This window comes from Rhodopseudomonas julia (genome assembly GCF_030813515.1).
Taxonomy (GTDB): domain Bacteria; phylum Pseudomonadota; class Alphaproteobacteria; order Rhizobiales; family Afifellaceae; genus Afifella; species Afifella julia.
In genome coordinates this window covers 1,236,455-1,255,246 of the sequence record NZ_JAUSUK010000002.1, presented here as the reverse complement: position 1 = coordinate 1,255,246, position 18,792 = coordinate 1,236,455, and the positions used below count along the sequence as shown (strand labels likewise).

The 18,792-nt window shown below is 61.8% G+C and carries 17 protein-coding genes; 11 read left to right on the top strand and 6 right to left on the bottom strand.

What is annotated here, in order from left to right; all coding sequences use genetic code 11:
* The first annotated feature begins 4 nt into the window (after positions 1-4).
* The gene (gene lipA / locus J2R99_RS15170; protein ID WP_307155238.1) at positions 5-985 is read left to right on the top strand and encodes a lipoyl synthase; all 981 of its coding nucleotides are present in this window, start codon (positions 5-7) and stop codon (positions 983-985) included.
* 4 nt (positions 986-989) lie between these two features.
* Entirely contained in the window at positions 990-1,460 is a 471-nt protein-coding gene (locus J2R99_RS15165) for a type II toxin-antitoxin system RatA family toxin (protein ID WP_307155237.1), read from the top strand.
* A gap of 22 nt (positions 1,461-1,482) precedes the next feature.
* Here J2R99_RS15165 and J2R99_RS15160 read toward each other — a convergent pair whose 3' ends face one another.
* On the bottom strand, positions 1,483-1,983 hold the full coding sequence (locus J2R99_RS15160; protein ID WP_307155236.1) for a CinA family protein: 501 nt from the start codon (positions 1,981-1,983) through the stop codon (positions 1,483-1,485).
* The gene (locus J2R99_RS15155) at positions 1,976-3,187 is read right to left on the bottom strand and encodes a bifunctional 2-C-methyl-D-erythritol 4-phosphate cytidylyltransferase/2-C-methyl-D-erythritol 2,4-cyclodiphosphate synthase (protein ID WP_307155235.1); all 1,212 of its coding nucleotides are present in this window, start codon (positions 3,185-3,187) and stop codon (positions 1,976-1,978) included. The genes J2R99_RS15160 and J2R99_RS15155 overlap by 8 nt, the downstream gene beginning before the upstream one ends.
* A 42-nt stretch (positions 3,188-3,229) precedes the next feature.
* On the opposite strand from J2R99_RS15155, the gene dusB reads away from it, so the two are divergent.
* From dusB to hflX, 9 genes are all read left to right on the top strand, one after another.
* A complete protein-coding gene (gene dusB, locus J2R99_RS15150; protein WP_370872380.1) occupies positions 3,230-4,306 on the top strand; it encodes a tRNA dihydrouridine synthase DusB in 1,077 nt (358 codons plus the stop codon).
* Positions 4,306-5,433: a two-component system sensor histidine kinase NtrB gene (locus tag J2R99_RS15145; protein WP_307155233.1), complete on the top strand. Its 1,128-nt coding sequence runs from the start codon at positions 4,306-4,308 to the stop codon at positions 5,431-5,433. Before dusB ends, J2R99_RS15145 begins: the two co-directional genes overlap by 1 nt.
* Entirely contained in the window at positions 5,334-6,869 is a 1,536-nt protein-coding gene (ntrC, locus tag J2R99_RS15140) for a nitrogen regulation protein NR(I) (RefSeq protein ID WP_503167853.1), read from the top strand. The genes J2R99_RS15145 and ntrC overlap by 100 nt, the downstream gene beginning before the upstream one ends.
* Positions 6,870-6,965: 96 nt before the next feature.
* A complete protein-coding gene (locus J2R99_RS15135) occupies positions 6,966-9,245 on the top strand; it encodes a sensor histidine kinase NtrY-like (RefSeq protein ID WP_307155231.1) in 2,280 nt (759 codons plus the stop codon).
* A complete protein-coding gene (gene ntrX / locus J2R99_RS15130; RefSeq protein WP_307155230.1) occupies positions 9,245-10,606 on the top strand; it encodes a nitrogen assimilation response regulator NtrX in 1,362 nt (453 codons plus the stop codon). Before J2R99_RS15135 ends, ntrX begins: the two co-directional genes overlap by 1 nt.
* Positions 10,607-10,648: 42 nt before the next feature.
* On the top strand, positions 10,649-12,025 hold the full coding sequence (gene trkA, locus J2R99_RS15125; RefSeq protein WP_307155229.1) for a Trk system potassium transporter TrkA: 1,377 nt from the start codon (positions 10,649-10,651) through the stop codon (positions 12,023-12,025).
* A 119-nt stretch (positions 12,026-12,144) separates the two neighbouring features.
* Complete coding sequence (locus J2R99_RS15120) at positions 12,145-13,008, top strand: D-amino-acid transaminase (protein WP_307155228.1); 864 nt, start codon at positions 12,145-12,147, stop codon at positions 13,006-13,008.
* 103 nt (positions 13,009-13,111) lie between these two features.
* Positions 13,112-13,354 carry an RNA chaperone Hfq gene (gene hfq, locus J2R99_RS15115; protein ID WP_092812272.1) on the top strand — a complete coding sequence of 81 codons (243 nt, stop codon included), beginning with the start codon at positions 13,112-13,114 and terminating at the stop codon, positions 13,352-13,354.
* Positions 13,355-13,419: 65 nt separating this feature from the next.
* A complete protein-coding gene (gene hflX / locus J2R99_RS15110) occupies positions 13,420-14,745 on the top strand; it encodes a GTPase HflX (RefSeq protein WP_370872422.1) in 1,326 nt (441 codons plus the stop codon).
* On the opposite strand, the gene mazG is transcribed toward hflX, so the two are convergent.
* From mazG to J2R99_RS15090, 4 genes are all read right to left on the bottom strand, one after another.
* Positions 14,742-15,575: a nucleoside triphosphate pyrophosphohydrolase gene (mazG, locus tag J2R99_RS15105; RefSeq protein WP_307155227.1), complete on the bottom strand. Its 834-nt coding sequence runs from the start codon at positions 15,573-15,575 to the stop codon at positions 14,742-14,744. The two genes, hflX and mazG, sit on opposite strands and share 4 nt — an antisense overlap.
* A gap of 223 nt (positions 15,576-15,798) precedes the next feature.
* Complete coding sequence (locus J2R99_RS15100) at positions 15,799-17,148, bottom strand: TrkH family potassium uptake protein (protein WP_307155226.1); 1,350 nt, start codon at positions 17,146-17,148, stop codon at positions 15,799-15,801.
* Positions 17,148-17,822 carry a potassium channel family protein gene (locus J2R99_RS15095; RefSeq protein ID WP_307155225.1) on the bottom strand — a complete coding sequence of 225 codons (675 nt, stop codon included), beginning with the start codon at positions 17,820-17,822 and terminating at the stop codon, positions 17,148-17,150. Before J2R99_RS15095 ends, J2R99_RS15100 begins: the two co-directional genes overlap by 1 nt.
* Positions 17,823-17,962: 140 nt before the next feature.
* Positions 17,963-18,790 (bottom strand): MBL fold metallo-hydrolase, encoded by an 828-nt coding sequence (locus tag J2R99_RS15090; protein ID WP_307155224.1) that lies wholly within the window; start codon positions 18,788-18,790, stop codon positions 17,963-17,965.
* Positions 18,791-18,792 lie beyond the last annotated feature (2 nt).

The following is an 18,792-nucleotide window of genomic DNA, read 5'->3' as shown; positions in this document are numbered from 1 at the left end:
AGTTTTGGTCACTCTCATCAACACACTCGAACCTTCCGAAGATGGCGCGCCCGAGACACCCGTCCGGCCGCGCCATCCCGAGAAGGCCCGCAGGCCGGATTCGCCGATCCAGCGCAAACCCGCCTGGATTCGCGTCAAGGCTCCCGTGTCACAGGGCTACCGCGATACGGCCGGCATCGTTCGGTCGAACAAACTCGTCACGGTGTGCGAGGAAGCGGGCTGTCCCAATATCGGCGAGTGCTGGGAAAAGAAGCACGCCTCGTTCATGATCCTGGGCGAGACCTGCACCCGCGCCTGTGCGTTCTGCAACGTCCGCACGGGCATGCCCGGGCCGGTCGACCCGGCCGAGCCGGAAAATCTGGCTCATGCCGTCGCCCAGATGGGCCTGCAGCATGTGGTGGTGACCTCGGTCGACCGAGATGACCTCGAGGATGGGGGGGCGGCACATTTCGCAGCCGTCATTCGTGCCATTCGACAGGCGACGCCGGAGACCACGATCGAGGTGCTGACGCCCGATTTCCTTCGCAAAAAGGGCGCACTCGAGATCGTCGTGGAAGCGCGCCCCGACGTCTTCAACCATAATCTTGAGACGGTGCCGTCGCTTTATCTCAAAGTGCGGCCTGGCGCTCGGTATTTCCACTCCATCCGGCTTTTGCAGCGCGTGAAGGAGCTCGATCCGGAGATGTTCACCAAGTCCGGGATCATGGTCGGCCTTGGGGAAACACGCAACGAAGTGCTGCAGCTGATGGACGATCTCAGGACGGCAGAGGTCGACTTCCTGACCATGGGCCAGTACCTGCAGCCTTCGCGCAAGCATTACCCGGTGAAAGAGTTCGTCCCTCCTGAGGGCTTCAAGAGTTACGAGGCGATCGCCTATGCCAAAGGCTTTCTCATGGTGTCGGCGAGCCCATTGACGCGATCTTCCCACCACGCCGGAGATGATTTCGCCCGCCTTCGCAAGGCCCGGGCTGCACTCGCCAGCTGATCCCATGCACCATCACGAGACTTCCCGTACCGTCAATCATTCCGCGGAGGAGATGTTCGATCTCGTCGCGGACGTGGAGAAATATCCGCAATTCGTGCCTTTCTGCGAAAGGCTGAACGTGCGGGGACGAAAGCAGATCGAGGGCCGCACGATTCTCGTCGCCGACATGACCGTCGGCTACAAGATGCTGCGCGAGACCTTCACCAGCAAGGTGACCTTGGACCGCGAGGATTTGTCCATCCGGGCCGATTATCTCGATGGGCCGTTTCGTACGATGGAAAATATCTGGACTTTCGAGCGCCTCGGGGAAAACCAGGCGAAGATCCATTTCTGTATCGATTACGAATTCAAGAGCCGGACGCTCGCCACGTTGATGGGCGCGATGTTCGACCGCGTGTTCCGAACCTTTGCTGCGTCCTTCGAACGCCGCGCTGATGTCCTTTACGGAACCGAAGGCGCACCCTCCCGCGCCTGAACAGACCCGCTTATTGCGCCTTTTAATCCGGCGCGTTTTGCACCGTCTCGATGAGAAAGTTGAGCGCGAGGATCGCGCTTTCACGCCGAATTCCCTCGCGACCGAGGAGGGGATCGAACCGTCTCTCACGATGGACGGTCACCCGATGGTGCTGCGCCACCGCAAAATGGACAAGCCCGACCGGTTTTGCGCTCGTCCCGCCATCAGGACCTGCAACACCTGTGACTGAAACGGCCATATCGGCGTGCGAATGGGCGAGCGCACCTTCCGCCATCGCCCGCGCAACGGCTTCACTCACCGCCCCCTCAATGTCGATGAGCGTCTTCGGGACGCCGAGAAGCTCTTCTTTGGAGTCGTTGGAATAGGTTACGAAGCCGCGCTCGAAGACGGAGGATGAGCCGGGGATATCCGTAAGGGCGGCCGCGATGCCGCCCCCCGTGCAGGATTCCGCCGTTGCCAGCCGGAAGCCCTTGTCCTTGCAGAGAGCGAGAAGCTCGATCGCCTTGCTCTCCAGATCATGCATCGCCGTCTCCTGGCAGCGCGACACTGACGGCGGCAAGAGCCGCGATGCCCTCGCGGCGGCCGGTAAAGCCGAGCTTCTCGCTCGTCGTCGCCTTGACGTTGATTCGATGGCGGGCGATCCCGAGCATCTGTGACAGCCGCTCCGACATGGCTTCGCGATGCGGTCCGACCTTGGGTGCTTCGCAAATCAGCGTCACGTCGACATTGACGATGGCTCCGCCTCGGGCAGCCACGCGCTCCACCGCCGCCTTCAAAAAGATCTCTGAATCCGCGCCCTTCCATTGCGGGTCGCTCGGCGGAAAGTGCTGTCCGATATCGCCTTCTCCGATCGCCCCGTAGATGGCGTCGGTGAGCGCATGCAACCCGACATCGGCATCCGAATGGCCTTCCAAGGCCATGTCATGATCGATCTTCACACCGCACAGGAAGACGTGATCGCCCGGACAAAAGGCGTGCACGTCGAAGCCCTGGCCTGCGCGAAACTCGCGCGCCGGAGCCAGATGGGCAGCAGCTCGCGCAAAATCTTCGGAAGTTGTCAGCTTGATGTTCCTTTCATCGCCTTCAACGGAGCGCACATGGAGGCCGGCGGCCTCTGCGACGGCCGCATCGTCGGTCAGATCGTCCCGTTCTGTGGCGGCCCGGTGCGCTTCCAAAATGGGTTGGAATGGAAAAGCCTGCGGCGTCTGTACCGCGCGGCAGCTCGATCTGTCGATCGTCCCTAAGACGGTGTCGTTCTCGACGTGTTTCAACGAGTCGGAGAGCGCCAGCGTCGGGACCGCCCCGGTCTTTTCGTTGGTCGCTGTGGCCATCCGGGCAATCAACTCGCGCGAGACGAAAGCGCGGGCCGCATCGTGGATGAGAACGACATCCAGGCGCTCATCCGAAAGTGCTTCCAGACCGAGGCGCACCGAGATCTGTCGCGTGGCTCCACCCGCAATCGGCTCCCCGATGCCGGACAAACCCGCCACCGCCTCGTCGTAAAGAGCCCGGTCGTCTGGATGGATGACGCACCGGATGACGTCGATCTCCTCGGCCCTCTGGAAAGCAAGCAAGGTTCGACGCAGCACCGTCATACCGCCGATTTGCGCATATTGCTTCGGCAGCCCGAGCCCGGATCTGTGACCCCGCCCTGCTGCCACGATCAGAGCTGCATATCTGGGTCGTGCGGACGAGCATGGCGCAACATTGCCTTCTTGACCGTTCATGTGTACCGAAACCTCGCTCACGGACTTGCCGAAGCCGTGTACATGACTAGATTATCGGCAAACGCAGTTTTGCCGGATTTTTCATCATTGCCCGACGCAGATCTCACCACCGATAGCTTGAAGATTGCCGGGCTGTCGATTCCCAATCGCGCCCTGCTTGCGCCGATGTCGGGGGTCTCCGACCTCCCGTTTCGGCGGCTCGCTGCGCGTTACGGCGCGGGGCTCGTGGTTTCCGAGATGGTCGCCTGCGACGCCGTGCAGCGGCAATCGGAAGAGGCACGCCTGCGTGCGGAAGGCGAGGGACTTTCCCTGCATGTCGTGCAGCTCGCCGCGCGCGACGAAGAGGCCATGTCTGAGGGCGTGCGGATTGCCGAAGCAGCAGGCGCTTCAATCATCGACATCAATATGGGATGCCCGGCCAAACGCGTGACTGGCGGCTTCGCCGGTTCCCATCTCATGCGCGATCTCGACATCGCCGAGCGTCTGATCGCATCCGCCGTCCGGACCGCCAAAGTTCCCGTCACGCTGAAGATGCGGCTCGGCTGGGACCACACGTCGCTCAACGCGGCACAGCTGGCGCAGCGAGCGGAAAATGTCGGCGTTGCCATGGTGACAGTCCACGGACGCACGCGCAGCCAGTTCTACAAGGGCGCGGCCGATTGGGACGCCATCCGGCCGGTTGTCCGAGCGGTGAGAATTCCGGTCATCGCCAATGGCGACCTTACGCGGCCCGAAGATGCGCCGAAAATGCTGCAACGCTCGGGTGCGGCGGGGGTCATGATCGGCCGCGGCGCTTACGGGCGTCCTTGGATCGTCGGTCAGACGGGCGACGTCCTTAAAGGCAAAATCCCACGACCCGATCCGACCGGGAGAGAGCGTGCGGACCTCATTATGGAGCATTACGATATGATCCTGGCTCACTATGGGCCGGTTCCAGGCGTTCGCATCGCCAGAAAACATCTTGCCTGGTACCTCGACGATTTTGCGATGGACGCACAGGCACAAGCTGCTCGCGGGAAGCTTCTACGCGAAACAGAGCCACAGCGCGTCAAAACGGAACTGGCAGCCCTCTTGCCTGATCTTGGAGCGGATGCCGCCTCCTTGCGCGAGGCCGCCTGATGAAGCCCTACGAAGAAGAGGGCGTGCCGGCGCTCGCCATCCTCAACGCCTTGCCGCATCCGATTTTCGTGGTCGATGCAGACAACACCATTTTGAACGCCAACCAGGCAGCGGAGAGTTTTTTCGGCGCAAGCTCCACCGTCATGCATCGCGACGGCCTCGAACGCCTCGTGCCTTTCGGCAGCCCTCTGTTTCCCTTGCTCGACCAGGTGCGTGCGCGCGGGGCTGCGATCGCCGAGTACCGCGTCGACATGAGTTCGCCGCGCATCGGCTCCGACAAGCTCGTCGATATCTACGCAACGCCGGTCTCCATGACGGATTCCTGTGTATCGGTCCTCCTGCTTCCGCGTTCGGTGACGGAAAAGATCGATCGACAGCTCACCTATCGCGGGGCCGCGCGCACCGTGACCGGCCTCGCCGCAATGCTGGCGCACGAGATCAAGAACCCACTTTCCGGCATCCGTGGCGCCGCCCAGCTCCTCGAAGCGTCTGCAAGCCCCGAAGATCGCCCGCTGACCCGTCTCATCTGCGATGAAACGGACCGCATCGCAGGCTTGGTCGATCGGATGGAAACCTTCACCGACGCCCGCCCGATCGAGCGCGAGCCGGTCAACATTCACCGCGTTCTGGAGCGCGTGAAGACGCTTGCCACCTCCGGCTTTGCGCGCGGCATCCGCATCACCGAAGAATACGATCCATCGCTGCCGCCGGTCCTGGCGAACCGCGACCAGCTTCTGCAGGTCTTCATAAATCTAGTGAAGAATGCGGCCGAAGCTCTTGCAGATCAAAAAGATTCGGAGATAACGTTCCGAACGGCCTACCGGCCTGGGATTCGTCTGTCGGTCCCCGGGACGCAAAGCCGTGTCAGCCTGCCGCTAGAATTCACCGTCATCGACAATGGACCGGGCGTGCCCGACGACGTACTGCCTCATCTCTTTGACCCGTTTGTCACCTCAAAGGCGAATGGCACGGGTCTTGGATTGGCGCTCGTAGCCAAGATCATCGGCGATCACGGAGGCATCATCGAGTGCGAATCCCAGCCCCGCCGCACGCTTTTCCGCATTCTTATGCCGACGCTCGAACAGACGTCGGACGAGCTCGACCTGAAGGAGGATGGAACCTCGTGAGTCAGAGCACGATTCTCGTCGCCGACGACGATACGGCGATCCGAACAGTCTTGAACCAGGCGCTGTCGCGCGCCGGATACAATGTCCGACTGACATCGAACGCGGCCACGCTGTGGCGCTGGGTGGCGGAAGGCGAGGGCGATCTCGTCGTCACCGACATCGTCATGCCGGACGAGAACGCATTCGAGCTCCTGCCGCGCATCAAGCGGATCCGGCCCGAGCTCCCGATCATCGTCATGAGCGCACAAAATACCTTCATGACCGCGATCAAGGCGTCGGAGAGGGGGGCTTATGATTATCTGCCGAAACCCTTCGACCTGAAGGAGCTTATTGCGACGATCGGGCGGGCGTTGTCGGAACCGCGCTCGAAAGTGATCGCCGATCACGATCAGCAAGATGAAGCCATTCCGCTCGTCGGCCGCTCGCCCGCGATGCAGGACATCTACCGCGTTCTTGCCAGGTTGATGCAGACGGACCTGACCGTCACCATTTTCGGTGAATCCGGCACCGGCAAGGAGCTGGTGGCCCGTGCGCTCCACGATTACGGCAAGCGTCGGAAGGGACCATTCGTCGCCGTCAATATGGCCGCAATCCCGAGAGAGCTCATCGAATCTGAGCTCTTTGGCCATGAACGCGGCGCCTTCACTGGCGCTCAACATCGCTCCGCCGGCCGCTTTGAGCAGGCGGAGGGCGGCACGCTCTTCCTCGATGAAATCGGCGACATGCCGATGGACGCACAGACACGATTGCTACGGGTTCTGCAGCAAGGCGAGTACACGACCGTCGGCGGCCGCACACCGATCCGCACCGATGTCCGGATCGTCGCCGCAACGAACAAGGATCTGAAGAACCTCATTCGTCAGGGACTGTTCCGCGAAGATCTCTTCTTCCGCCTCAACGTCGTGCCGATCCGTCTTCCGCCATTGCGCGAGCGCACCGACGACATTCCGGATCTCGTTCGCCACTTCCTTGTCCAGGCGGAGCGCGAAGGCCTGCCCGTCAAGACGATGGAAAATGAAGCACTCGATGTGCTGAAGCGCCACCGCTGGCCGGGCAATGTGCGGGAACTCGAAAACCTCATCAGGCGCCTGACCGCGCTCTATCCGCAGGAGACGATCACCGCGGACTTGATTCGTCACGAACTCGATCCGATCGGAGATGTGGAGGAATCCACGCGCCCGGCGGAGGAAGAGAGCCTTTCGAATTCCGTCGCGCGGCACATGACGAATCTTTTCAATGAGTTCGGTGATGCCTTGCCGCCGCCTGGCCTTTACCACCGCGTGCTGCGCGAGATCGAGGTTCCGTTGATCGGCGCGGCTTTGGGCGCCACGAACGGCAATCAGATACGTGCCGCCGAGCTTTTGGGGCTCAATCGCAACACGCTGCGCAAGAAAATTCGTGATCTACAGATACTGGTTGTGCGCGGTCCGAGATAAAAGGGGCTCGTGCACTGTGCGGGCGCCGTTTTTGTGACATATTAGCCACGTTCTGTGCCCACGCATGAGCGATCACTCCGATCGACCGTAGGATCCATGTCCGTCGCCACTAGCCCTGATCTGCCACCCGAACGCATCCGTCCGGGCTTTGGCGAACGCAACCGCATCGCGCGCATGGTCGGCCTGCTCGCGGTTCTGCTGGCGCTTTCGAGCGCCATCGGAACGTTTCTGATCCTGACCGGACAAACCAGCATCGAGCCGACGCCCGCGGTCGTGCGTGCGGCGGGCCTCTTGAACGGCATCGTCGTGCTTTTCCTGATCGGGACGGTGGCGTTCGAGGCAACCGGGCTTTGGATCGCGCGCAGACACGGACGTGCAGCCGCTCGGCTGCATGTGCGTATCGTCGCGCTGTTTTCGATCATCGCGGCTCTGCCGGCGATCCTGACTGCCGGGATCGCCTCCATCACTCTCAACAAGGGCCTCGATCGCTGGTTCGCCGAGCGCACTGAAGCGATCATCGAGAATTCGCGGGAAGTGGCTCAGGCCTACGTGCAGGAGCACAGCCGCATCCTCGCGATCGATCTTCTGGCGATCGCAAGCGAGTTCAACCGCGTCGCGCCGGATCTGGAGCTCAACAAAAAGGCGATTGCCGCCTATCTTTCCAATCAGGCACAGCTGCGCGGCCTGTCTGCAATCGCACTCATCCGGCGCGACAGATCCGTGATCGTGGAGGGCAAGACCTCCACGAACCTCAAGGTCCCGCCGCCGCCGCAGCAGGTCTTCGAAGATGCCGATGAAGGCCGCCCGGCCTTGATCGCGCCGGGCACCACCAATCTCGTCGGCGGTGTGTTGAAGATCACCAGCCTCGATGACGTCTATCTCTATCTGGCGCGCCCGCTCGACCCCAAGGTGACCCGACAAGTCCGGCTCACGGAGGAGAGCGCCGCCGAATACGGCCAATTGCAGGAAAACCGCTTCGGGGTGCAGATCGCCTTTGCCATTCTTTTCGTCGGCATGGCGTTGGTGGTGCTTTTGTCCGCCATCTGGATCGGTCTCGGCTTTGCCAACGGGCTCGTCGCGCCAATCCGACATCTGATCGGCGCCGCCAGTAAGATTTCGGGCGGCAATCTCGACGTCAGCGTGCCGGTACAGGAGAAGGCCGGCGACCTCGGCATTCTGTCCGCAACCTTCAACCGAATGGCGGGCCAGCTGCGATCACAGCGCAATGCGCTGCTTGCCGCCAACAGCCAGCTCGACGAGCGGCGCCGCTTCACCGAGGCCGTGCTGTCGGGCGTCTCGGCGGGCGTCATCGGTCTCAACGCAGACCGTATCGTGACACTCGCCAATCATCCGGCGCTCGAAGCGATCGGCGAAGAAGAGACCGGTATCGTCGGCCGTCACGTCAACGAGATTCTACCGGAATTGCAGGAGGTTCTCGACGAGGTCGCCAACCGCGGTCGTGGTTCTGCACGCGATCAGATCATCATTGCGCGCGATGGCGAACCGCGCACGCTCAATGTGCAGGTGACGATCGAGCAGTCCGACGACAGCTCACACGACGGTTTCGTCGTCACGCTCGACGACATTACCGACCTCGTCGCCGCGCAGCGTCGGTCTGCCTGGGCCGACGTTGCCCGCCGCATCGCCCATGAGATCAAGAACCCGCTGACCCCGATCCAGCTTTCCGCCGAGCGCATCCGGCGCCGCTTCGGACCGAGGATCGACGAAGAGAAAGATCGCGTCGTCTTCGATCAGTGCACGGAGACGATCATTCGCCAGGTCGGAGATATCCGACGCATGGTGGACGAGTTTTCTGCCTTTGCGCGGATGCCGAAGCCGGTCATGGAAGCGCGCGATCTGCGCGAACTCATCCGCGAAGCGGTCTTCCTTCAGGAAGTCGGCAATCCGAACATCAGCTTTGCACTCGATCTGCCGGAAACGCCCGTCGAGGCGCCGGTCGATCATCGCCTGGTCACGCAGGCGCTCACCAATATCGTCAAGAACGCCACAGAGGCGATCGAGGCCGTTCCGGAGGATGAACACGTGAGCGGCGAAATCCGCGTGCGCGTGCGCGACGATGTCGATCACGCCATCGTCGATGTGATCGACAACGGCAAGGGTCTGCCACAGGAGGGTCGCGAGAAGCTTCTCGAACCCTACATGACCACGCGCCAGAAAGGCACGGGCCTCGGCCTTGCGATCGTACGCAAGGTAATGGAGGAACACGGAGGCTCCATTGAACTTCTCGATGCACGAGCAGCCGGCGTGGATGCACGCGGCGCCTGCGTTCGAATGAACTTCCCCCATAGCAACCATCCGGCCGCGACCGAGGCAGACACGTTGCCTACGGAACGCGCCGAACAGGAGAGCAAGTGATGGCTACCGACATCCTTGTCGTCGATGATGAAGCCGATATCCGCGAACTCGTCGCCGGCATTCTTGAAGACGAAGGCCACGGAACACGCACCGCCGCCAACAGCGACGCAGCACTTGAAGCAATCGCGGAACGCAGGCCCGGCCTCATCTTTCTCGACATCTGGCTGCAGGGAAGCCGGCTCGATGGTCTGGCGCTTCTCGATGCCATCCACACCGAGCATCCGGCATTGCCGGTGGTGATCATTTCCGGTCACGGCAACATCGAGACGGCCGTCTCGGCCATCAAGCGCGGCGCCTACGACTATATCGAAAAGCCGTTCAAGGCGGACCGCCTCGTGCTCGTGGCGCAGCGTGCCTTGGAAGCGTCGCGGTTGAAGAAGGAGGTGGCCGAGCTGAAGCAGCGCTCAGGTGTCACCAACGACCTCGTCGGCTCCTCTTCCGTCATGCACCATCTGCGACAGACGATCGAACGTGTCGCGCCCACGAACAGCCGCGTGATGATTTTTGGGGCTTCCGGAGCGGGAAAGGAACGCGTGGCGCGCGCCATCCACGCCGCCTCTCGGCGCGCCAACGGCCCGTTTGTCGTCTTGAGCTCGGCTGCCATCACACCTGAGAACATGGAAATCGCGCTCTTCGGCACGGAAGCCATCGAGGGCGAACATCGTCGCGTCGGCGCGCTCGAAGAGGCCCATGGCGGCATTCTCTATCTGGAGGAAGTCGCCGACATGCCGCGCGAGACGCAGAACAAGATCCTGCGTGTTCTCGTCGAGCAGACGTTCGAGCGGGTTGGGGGCAGCAAGAAGGTCAAGGTCGATGTCCGAATCCTCTCCTCCACCGCCCGCGATCTCGAAGCGGAGATCAAAGAGGGGCGGTTTCGCGAAGACCTTTTCCATCGCCTGAGCGTCGTTCCGATCCGCGTTCCGTCACTGGCGGAGCGGCGCGAAGACGTCCCGGAGCTCGTCGACTATTTCATGGCGCAGATCGCCCAGACAGCCGGCCTGCCGACAAGACGCATCGCCGACGATGCGATGGCCGTGCTCCAGGCGCACGACTGGCCGGGAAACATCCGTCAGCTGCGCAACAACGTCGAACGGTTGATGATCCTGACCCAGGGAGATGCGGAAGCGATGGTGACGGCCGCCATGCTGCCTCCGGAGATTGGCGAGATCCTGCCTGCGAGCCCCGCCGATGGATCGGCCCACATCATGTCGCTGCCTTTGCGGGAAGCGCGTGAGGTGTTCGAGCGAGAATATCTTTCGGCGCAGATCAACCGTTTCGGCGGCAATATCTCGCGCACGGCCGAATTTGTTGGCATGGAGCGCTCGGCACTGCATCGCAAGCTGAAGAGCCTCGGGGTATAGAGCCTCAGGGTCTCCAAGGACTCTCGCAAAAAAGGACATTTCATGCGCGTCATCATTTGCGGTGCTGGTCAGGTCGGCTACGGCATCGCGGAGAAACTGGCGACGGAGAACAACGATGTCACGGTGATCGATCGTTCGCCGCATCTTGTGAATGCCATTCGCGACACGCTCGACGTGCGCGGCTTCGTCGGCCACGGATCTCATCCGGACGTTCTGGCGCGTGCAGGCGCCGACGAGGCCGACATGCTGATCGCCGTCACCTTGTACGACGAAGTCAACATGGTCGCCTGTCAGGTTGCCCATTCGTTGTTCAATCTGCCGACCAAGATCGCCCGCATCCGCTCCCAGACCTATCTCGCCAAGCACTGGAGCAACCTCTTCTCACGCGATCATCTGCCGATCGACGTGATCATTTCACCCGAGGTCGAAGTGGGCGAGATGGTGCTCCGCCGCCTGGCGCAGCCGGGTGCCGTCGAGACCATCCCGTTTGCCGATGACAAGGTGACGGTCCTCGGCATCGTCTGCGACGAGAACTGCCCGGTCATCGACACGCCTCTTCGTCAGCTGACCGAGCTCTTTCCCGATCTCAATGCCATCGTCGTGGGCGTCTTTCGCAACGGAAACCTGTTCGTGCCCCGCTCGGCCGATCAGATGATGGCAGGAGACCTCGTCTACGTGATGACCGACACGGGCAGGGTGAAGCGCACCCTCACGATTTTCGGCAAGCAGGAGACGCTCGGCTCGCGCGTCGTCATCGGCGGCGGCGGCAATATCGGCCATTACGTCGCGCACCATCTGGAGAAGCGCAATCCGCGCGCCAAGATCAAGGTGATCGAAATGGACCGCGATCGCGCGGTCGAGATCGCCGAGGCGCTCGACCGCACGGTCGTGCTGCACGGCTCGGCGATGGACGACGTCATTCTGAAAGAGGCCGACATCGCTGAGGCCGACACGATGCTCGCCCTCACCAACGACGACAAGGTCAACATCCTTTCTTGCGTCATGGCGAAGAAGCTTGGCTGCCGACGGGCGATGAGCCTCCTCAACGATTCCGCTTTTCCGCCATTGGTGCGCACAATCGGCATCGATGCTTTCGTCGACCCCCGCGCCGTCACGATTTCCCGCATCCTGCAGCATGTCCGCCGCGGCCGTATCCGCAACGTCCACACGATCCAGAACGGCGCGGCCGAAGTGATCGAGGCGGAAGCGCTGGAGACATCGCCGCTTGTCGGCCGCCCTTTGCGCGAGCTCGATCTGCCAGGCGGTATCCGGATCGGTGCCATTCTACATGCCGGCGAGGTCATCGTGCCAACCGGCGCAAGCCAGATCCGCAAGGGCGACCGCCTCGTCATCTTTGCGATTGCCAACCAGGTGCATCGCGTCGAGCAAATGGCGCGGGTGAGCCTCGAGTATTTCTGATTGCGCATAGCCGGCACCTGCGCGTCAAAGGGCACATGCCTTGTCGTGCGGCCTTAATCTTGCTTAGTGCCGTTGCGTAAATCGCGCGCACGAATCCTGCGTTGTGGAGGAGTTTTCCGATGTCGAGAGTGGCCTATGTCAACGGCCGGTATGTCCCGCACGCCCATGCGATGGTGCATGTGGAGGATCGCGGATACCAATTCGCCGACGGCGTCTACGAGGTCTGTGAGATCTGGCATGGCCGTCTCGTCGATATGAAAGGCCATCTCGATCGTCTGGAGCGCTCGTTGCGTGAATTGTCGATCGCCATGCCCATGACAAGGGCCGCACTGACGGCGGTGATGCGCGAAACCGTGCGCCGCAACCGCGTGACTGAAGGCATGGTCTATCTGCAGATCACGCGCGGCGTGGCTCCGCGCGAACATATCTTCCCGCCAGCGAGCACGCGCCCGGCCGTGGTCATCACGGCCAAAGCGTTTGACCGCAGCAAGGCCGACAAACAGGCCGAGGAGGGGGTTGCCGTCATCACGACGCCGGACAATCGCTGGGAACGCGTCGACATCAAGACCGTAGGCCTCCTGCCGAATGCGATGGCGAAGCAGAAAGCCAAAGAGGCCGGCGCCAAAGAAGCCTGGTTCGTGGACGGAGAGGGCTACGTCACCGAGGGATCCTCGACGACGGCCTGGATCGTCACGCAGGACGGTGCGCTCGTCACCCGTCCGAACGGCACGGGAATCTTGCCGGGAGTGACGCGGCAGACGGTGGAAGAGGTTGCCCGACGCGACGGGCTGAAGCTTGAAGAAAGAAAATTCACCCCAGAAGAAGCCAAGGGTGCCCGCGAAGCGTTCATGACGGCAGCGACGACCCTCGTCATGCCGATCGTGGCGATCGACGGGCAGAGCGTGGCCAATGGTCGCCCCGGCTCCATTGCGACGGCTCTCCGACAGCGTTTTCATGAGGTGGCGCAACTGGAAGCGCACTAGACGCTACCTATATCTGGGTAGGTCTTGTTGAGGGGTGACAGGCCGAAGCGAAACAGGCAATCTGTTTCGCGCGGCGCAACAACAATAAAGGTCGACGGAGACAATGGGCGACAAAAACCAAAACTTGCAAGATACATTTCTGAACCACGTCCGTAAGGCAAAAACTCCGCTCACAGTTTTTCTCATCAACGGTGTCAAGCTGCAGGGAATTGTCACGTGGTTCGACAATTTTTGCTTGCTTCTAAGGCGTGATGGGCATTCGCAGCTTGTCTACAAGCATGCGATTTCCACGGTGATGCCCAATCAGCCGGTGCAGTTGTTCGAACCTGAAGACGACAACGGATAGGCTGTTTGCAACCCAAAGACCGCAACACGCTCGACCTGGAAACCGGACCAGATGATGCGCCCGACATGTCTCGGGCGCTCATACTTTTACCGGAGATGCGCGGGCGTGAAGATGAGGCGACCCAGCAACGGCCACCGGAGGCGCGCCGGGCGGAAGCGATCGGCCTGGCCGAAGCAATCAAGCTCGACGTTGCCGAGGCCCTTGCCGTCCCTCTACGAAAAGCGACGCCGGCGACACTGTTCGGCCCGGGCAAGGTCGAGGAATTGTCCGTTCTCGTGCGGACGCTGGCGACGGGCCTCGTCATCATCGATCATCCGATCACACCCATCCAGCAGCGCAATCTGGAGCGGGCGTGGAACGTCAAGATCCTCGACAGAACCGGCCTCATTCTCGAAATCTTCGGTGAGCGTGCTCACACCAAGGAAGGCACGCTGCAGGTGGAATTGGCCCACCTCAATTACCAGAAGAGCCGGCTCGTTCGTTCATGGACGCACCTTGAGCGTCAGCGCGGCGGTTTTGGCTTCCTCGGCGGACCCGGAGAGACGCAGATCGAGGCCGACCGACGCCAGATCCAGGACCGCATTCGACGTATCGAGAAACAGCTGGAGAGCGTCCGCAATACGCGCAGCGTTCACCGTGCCAAGCGCCAGCGGGTGCCTTATCCGGTCGCAGCGCTTGTCGGCTACACCAATGCCGGCAAGTCGACGCTCTTCAATCATCTGACGGGTGCCGCGGTCCACGCCGAAGATCAGCTTTTTGCCACGCTTGATCCGACAATGCGGCGGGTCGGCCTGCCGCATGGCGAAACACTGATCATCTCCGACACGGTCGGCTTCATCTCGCATCTGCCGACGTCCCTCGTGGAAGCGTTTCGAGCGACGCTCGAAGAGGTCCTCGACGCCGACCTCATCGTTCATGTCAGAGACATCGCATCGCCGGATGCTCAGGCGGAGGCGGAAGACGTCAACGAGGTGCTGTCCGAGCTTGGGATCGAAGCGGGGTCCGACCCGCGTCTCGTGGAGGTCTGGAACAAGATCGATCTTCTCGACGCCGATGTCGCCGAGGCGCTCAGGCGCAAGGCGGCCGGAGCGACGGACAAGGTCGTTGTTTCAGCGCTGACGGGCGAGGGGTTGTCCGATCTCCTCCATGTGCTGGAAGAGCGCCTGTTTAAGGAACGCGCCGTCGTTGAGGTGGTTTTCCAGGCCGCCCGGTCGGGCGAAGCCGCCTGGCTCTATGACAACGGCGAAGTTCTTTCACGTTCCGACGACCCCAAGACAGGCGAAACGCGCCTCGTTGTGCGTCTGCCGAGCGGGCGTCTTCAGAAGCTGCAGGAACGTGCGCGAGGCGACGGCGTGACGCTCAACGTGCCGAAGGAAGCACAGACCGCTTAGTCGGATCCGAGCGCGCCTTCGCGCGATTTCGCGGCCTGCCACAGCGCTTCCATCTCATCGAGCGTGGCGTCTTTCATGGATCGGCCGCCCTCCGACAGCCCGTGTTCGACAGCTTCGAAACGACGGCGGAATTTTTCGTTCGTGCGCCGCAACGCGGCGTCGGGGTCGATTCCGCTTTTGCGAGCGACGTTAACCATAGCGAACAAGGCGTCGCCGATCTCGCCGGCCAGCCGCTCGCGATCATCAGCGGCGATTTCCGCCTCGACCTCTACGATCTCTTCCTTGAGCTTGTCGACAGCGCCCGAAACATCAGGCCAGTCAAAACCGACCTTCGCGGCTTTCTCCTGCATCTTGAACGCCTGCAGAAGACCGGGAAAACTGCGCGGCACGTCCGCCAAGAGCCCGGGATCGGCGGGAAGACCCTGACGCAGCCGCTTTTCGCGGCGCCGGGCTTTTTCCTCAGCCTTGATCTCATCCCAGCGGACTTTAACCGCGGCCGGGTCGGCGGCCGTGCCATCGCCGAAGACATGCGGGTGGCGTCGGACCATCTTGTCCACGATCGCATCGGCGACGTCGTCGAAGGCGAAGGCGCCGGCTTCCTCGGCCATGCGGGCGTGGAACACGACCTGCAAGAGGAGATCACCGAGCTCCTCGCGCAGATCTTCGAGATCGGCACGCTCGATCGCGTCGGCAACTTCATAGGCTTCCTCGATCGTGTAGGGCGCGATGGATGAGAAATCCTGCTTCACATCCCACGGACAGCCGCGTTCAGGGTCACGCAGGTTGGCCATAACGGAGATGAGACGATCGATGGGGCGCTGGTCTGACATGGGGAGTGCCTTAGCGCTACGCAGGCTGCGCGCCAAGGGGAAGAGCAGACTGAACGCGCCTCAGCGCAATACCGTGATTCGCATAAGATGCATTATGGAACATATGAGATAGCCAGATTGTCTAGAAATCTGCCACTGCGCGAATGCGACATGGCCAGCCGAAACTGCAGCCAGCCTGCAAGAGCGACCCGAATGGCCTAGGCGACGCTTCTCGGTCTCGCTCTCAGCCAAGATAGATCCGGCTTGCCGGATAGCGGATGCGTGGCGGCACTTTCGTCGCGAGAAAGAAGCCCAGCGTCAGCGGCCCGACACGGCCGATGAACATGACGAGGATAATCACGCACCGCCCGAGCGTATCAAGCTCGGTCGTGGCGCCACGCGACAACCCCACCGTACCGAACGCCGAAGTGACCTCGAATGTGAGATCGAGGAAGTCGCCGTCATGCGACAGCGAAATCGTGAAGATTGCGCCCATCACCACCATGACGCTCACGATGCTGAGCGCCAGCACCTTCATGACCTCTTCGCGCCCGAGGCTCCGGCCGAAGGCATGCAGATTCGGCCGCTGCCGGAAAAACGCGATCGTGGCGAGCATCAGCACGACGAAGGTCGTGACTTTGATGCCGCCTGCCGTCGACGTGCTGCCGCCGCCGATGAACATCAAGGACATGAACATCAGCGCCGTCGCGTCGTGAATGCCCGACATGTCGAGCGTGTTGAAGCCAGCCGTGCGCGTCGTCAGCCCCTGAAACCAGCTCGCCGTCAGCTTCTCCGCGATCGAATGATACTGGCCAAGCGTCGCTGGATTGTTCCATTCCAGCGCGGCAAATCCCACAACTGACCACACGATCAGCGCGAGCGTGACGACGAGCATCAGTTTCGTATGCAGCGTGTAGCGTCGCCACTGGCGCTTCTGCATGATGTCGGAGGTCACGATAAAGCCGATCCCACCGATGACGAAGAGCGCCGGGACGACGAGGTTGATGATCGGATCGAAGACATAGCCGCTGAGATTGTCGGCAAAGAGCGAAAATCCGGCATTGTTGAAAGCGGAAACGGCATGGAAGATCGCCTGCCATAACCCCTCCCAAGGCCCGAAATCCGGCACGAAGACGAACGCCAGAAGGCCGATGCCGGCGACCTCACAGACGACCACCACACGCAGGATTTGGCGCACCAGGCGCAAAAGATCAGCGAAAGACGTCTGGTTGAGCTCTTCGCGCAAGAAGACGCGCTGGGAAACGCCAACGGGCAGGCCGAGCATGGTCAGCACGAGGACGGCAAAGGTCATGAGACCAAGCCCGCCGAGCTGGATCAGGACAAGCACGACGAGCTGGCCGAAAAAGGTGAAATGGCTGCCGGTATCGACGACGGAAAGACCCGTCACGGTCACGGCGGAAGTCGCGGTGAAGAGCGCCTCGGACCAGGTGGCAGGCACGTCCCTCGCCGCCCATGGCAGCTTCAGAGCGAGCGTGCCGACGATAACGAGCCCCGCATAGAGAAGGGAAAGGACCGCTGGCGGCGGAAGATCGACCGTGCGACGCCAGAAGCGCGGCGAAAGCGGAAAGACCATCACGCGAATCGAAGGCTGTCGCCGAGTGATCTGAGATTTTCTCGCCGTCCAAGGAGAAGCAGCTTGTCGTCCGTCTCAAGGAGCGTGTCGGCTCCGGTGCAGGAAATGTAATCGCTCTCGCGCATCAAACCGAGGCACCGAACCTCGAACTTCTCACCAAGCTTCAGCTCACCGATCGATGTCTGATCGAGCTCCTCCGGCACGCGCAGATCGATGATGTGGAAGCCGTTCCCGAGGCTCACATAATCACGCACCAGCGGATTGTAGAGCATCTGGGCGATATGCTGACCGACCTCGCGTTCCGCCTGAATGACCCGGTCGACACCCAGTTTCGCCAGAATGCGGTGATGCGTCCGGCTCGTCGCCTTGACCCATACGGTCGGTACGCCGAGCAGCTTCACGTTCATCGTGCACAGGACATTCGCCTCGAGGTCCTCTCCGATCGCCACGACGGCGACATCGCAGGCTCCCACGCCAGCCTCGCGCAGAGCGTCCTCGTCGCTGCCATCGGCGATGATCGCTTCGGCAATATCGTCCGCGAGGCGCGCGACGTTGCGCTCATCGATATCTATACCGAGAACATGGTTGCCGAAGCGGGCGAGTTCAGATGCGACGGTGCTGCCGAATGTGCCGAGGCCGATGACGGCAAAACTCCTGTCTTTACGCCTGGTCATGGCAGCCCTTTATGTGTGTTGTTCGCCCGAACTTATCGCAGCCGAAAGCGCGATCCAGCCACGCCTTCGACGATGCCCGCGCCAATGCCTGCAAGGTCTGCCCGTCCGCAATCCGTCGCACGACATGAGGTTCAGCTCGCTTAGCGTGACGGGAGCTCAACCCAGGGCAACTCGACGGCCAGGCCGTCAAAGGCAGGCTCGACGCCTTCAGGCAGCTTTTCCCGCAACGTATTGTAGTCGAGGTCGACATGCATGTGTGTGAGGAGCGCGCGACGGGGACGCAGCACCTCAATGCAATGGAGCGCCTCCTCGACAGAGAAATGCGACGGATGCGGCTTGTAGCGCAGCGCGTCCACGATCCAGAGCTCCGCGCCGTCGATCGTGGCCATGGCTTCAGGTGTCAGCCGGTTCACATCTGGCGAGTAGGCAAAGTCGCCGATCCGGTAGCCGAGCGAGGGAATGGAGCCGTGTTGCTGAGCGAAAGGCAGTGCATGAATCGGCCCGCCGGGCCCGTCGATCGTAACGGACGTCCCGGCCTCGATCACATGCGCGTTGACGATCGGCGGGTAATCGCTGCCCGCCGGCGTCTTCAGGCAATAACCGAAGCCTTCTTCCAGACGATCCATTGTCGGTCGATCGGCGTAGATGTCGACACGGGCCTTCATCATCATCACGAAACCGCGGAGATCGTCGATACCGTGGATGTGGTCGGCGTGCGGATGCGTGTAGAGCACGCCGTCGATGCGCTGAAGATCGGCCGATAGCGCCTGTTCGCGGAGATCCGGCGACGTGTCGATCAAGACCTGCGTCCTGTCTCCCGACGCGGCGATGCGCTCCACCAGAACCGAGCAGCGGCGCCGGCGATTCTTCGGCTCGCTCGGATCGCACGCCCCCCAATCGCCGCCGATGCGCGGAACGCCGGGCGACGAGCCACAGCCGAGAATGGTGATACGCAGAACGTCCGTCACTG

Coding starts and splice junctions, on each gene's coding strand:
- J2R99_RS15165 (WP_307155237.1), top strand. CDS start 990: ATGCACCATCACGAGACTTCCCGTACCGTCAATCATTCCGCGGAGGAG.
- J2R99_RS15160 (WP_307155236.1), bottom strand. CDS start 1,983: ATGCATGATCTGGAGAGCAAGGCGATCGAGCTTCTCGCTCTCTGCAAG.
- J2R99_RS15155 (WP_307155235.1), bottom strand. CDS start 3,187: ATGAACGGTCAAGAAGGCAATGTTGCGCCATGCTCGTCCGCACGACCC.
- dusB (WP_370872380.1), top strand. CDS start 3,230: ATGACTAGATTATCGGCAAACGCAGTTTTGCCGGATTTTTCATCATTG.
- J2R99_RS15145 (WP_307155233.1), top strand. CDS start 4,306: ATGAAGCCCTACGAAGAAGAGGGCGTGCCGGCGCTCGCCATCCTCAAC.
- J2R99_RS15135 (WP_307155231.1), top strand. CDS start 6,966: ATGTCCGTCGCCACTAGCCCTGATCTGCCACCCGAACGCATCCGTCCG.
- ntrX (WP_307155230.1), top strand. CDS start 9,245: ATGGCTACCGACATCCTTGTCGTCGATGATGAAGCCGATATCCGCGAA.
- trkA (WP_307155229.1), top strand. CDS start 10,649: ATGCGCGTCATCATTTGCGGTGCTGGTCAGGTCGGCTACGGCATCGCG.
- J2R99_RS15120 (WP_307155228.1), top strand. CDS start 12,145: ATGTCGAGAGTGGCCTATGTCAACGGCCGGTATGTCCCGCACGCCCAT.
- hfq (WP_092812272.1), top strand. CDS start 13,112: ATGGGCGACAAAAACCAAAACTTGCAAGATACATTTCTGAACCACGTC.
- hflX (WP_370872422.1), top strand. CDS start 13,420: ATGTCTCGGGCGCTCATACTTTTACCGGAGATGCGCGGGCGTGAAGAT.
- mazG (WP_307155227.1), bottom strand. CDS start 15,575: ATGTCAGACCAGCGCCCCATCGATCGTCTCATCTCCGTTATGGCCAAC.
- J2R99_RS15100 (WP_307155226.1), bottom strand. CDS start 17,148: ATGGTCTTTCCGCTTTCGCCGCGCTTCTGGCGTCGCACGGTCGATCTT.
- J2R99_RS15095 (WP_307155225.1), bottom strand. CDS start 17,822: ATGACCAGGCGTAAAGACAGGAGTTTTGCCGTCATCGGCCTCGGCACA.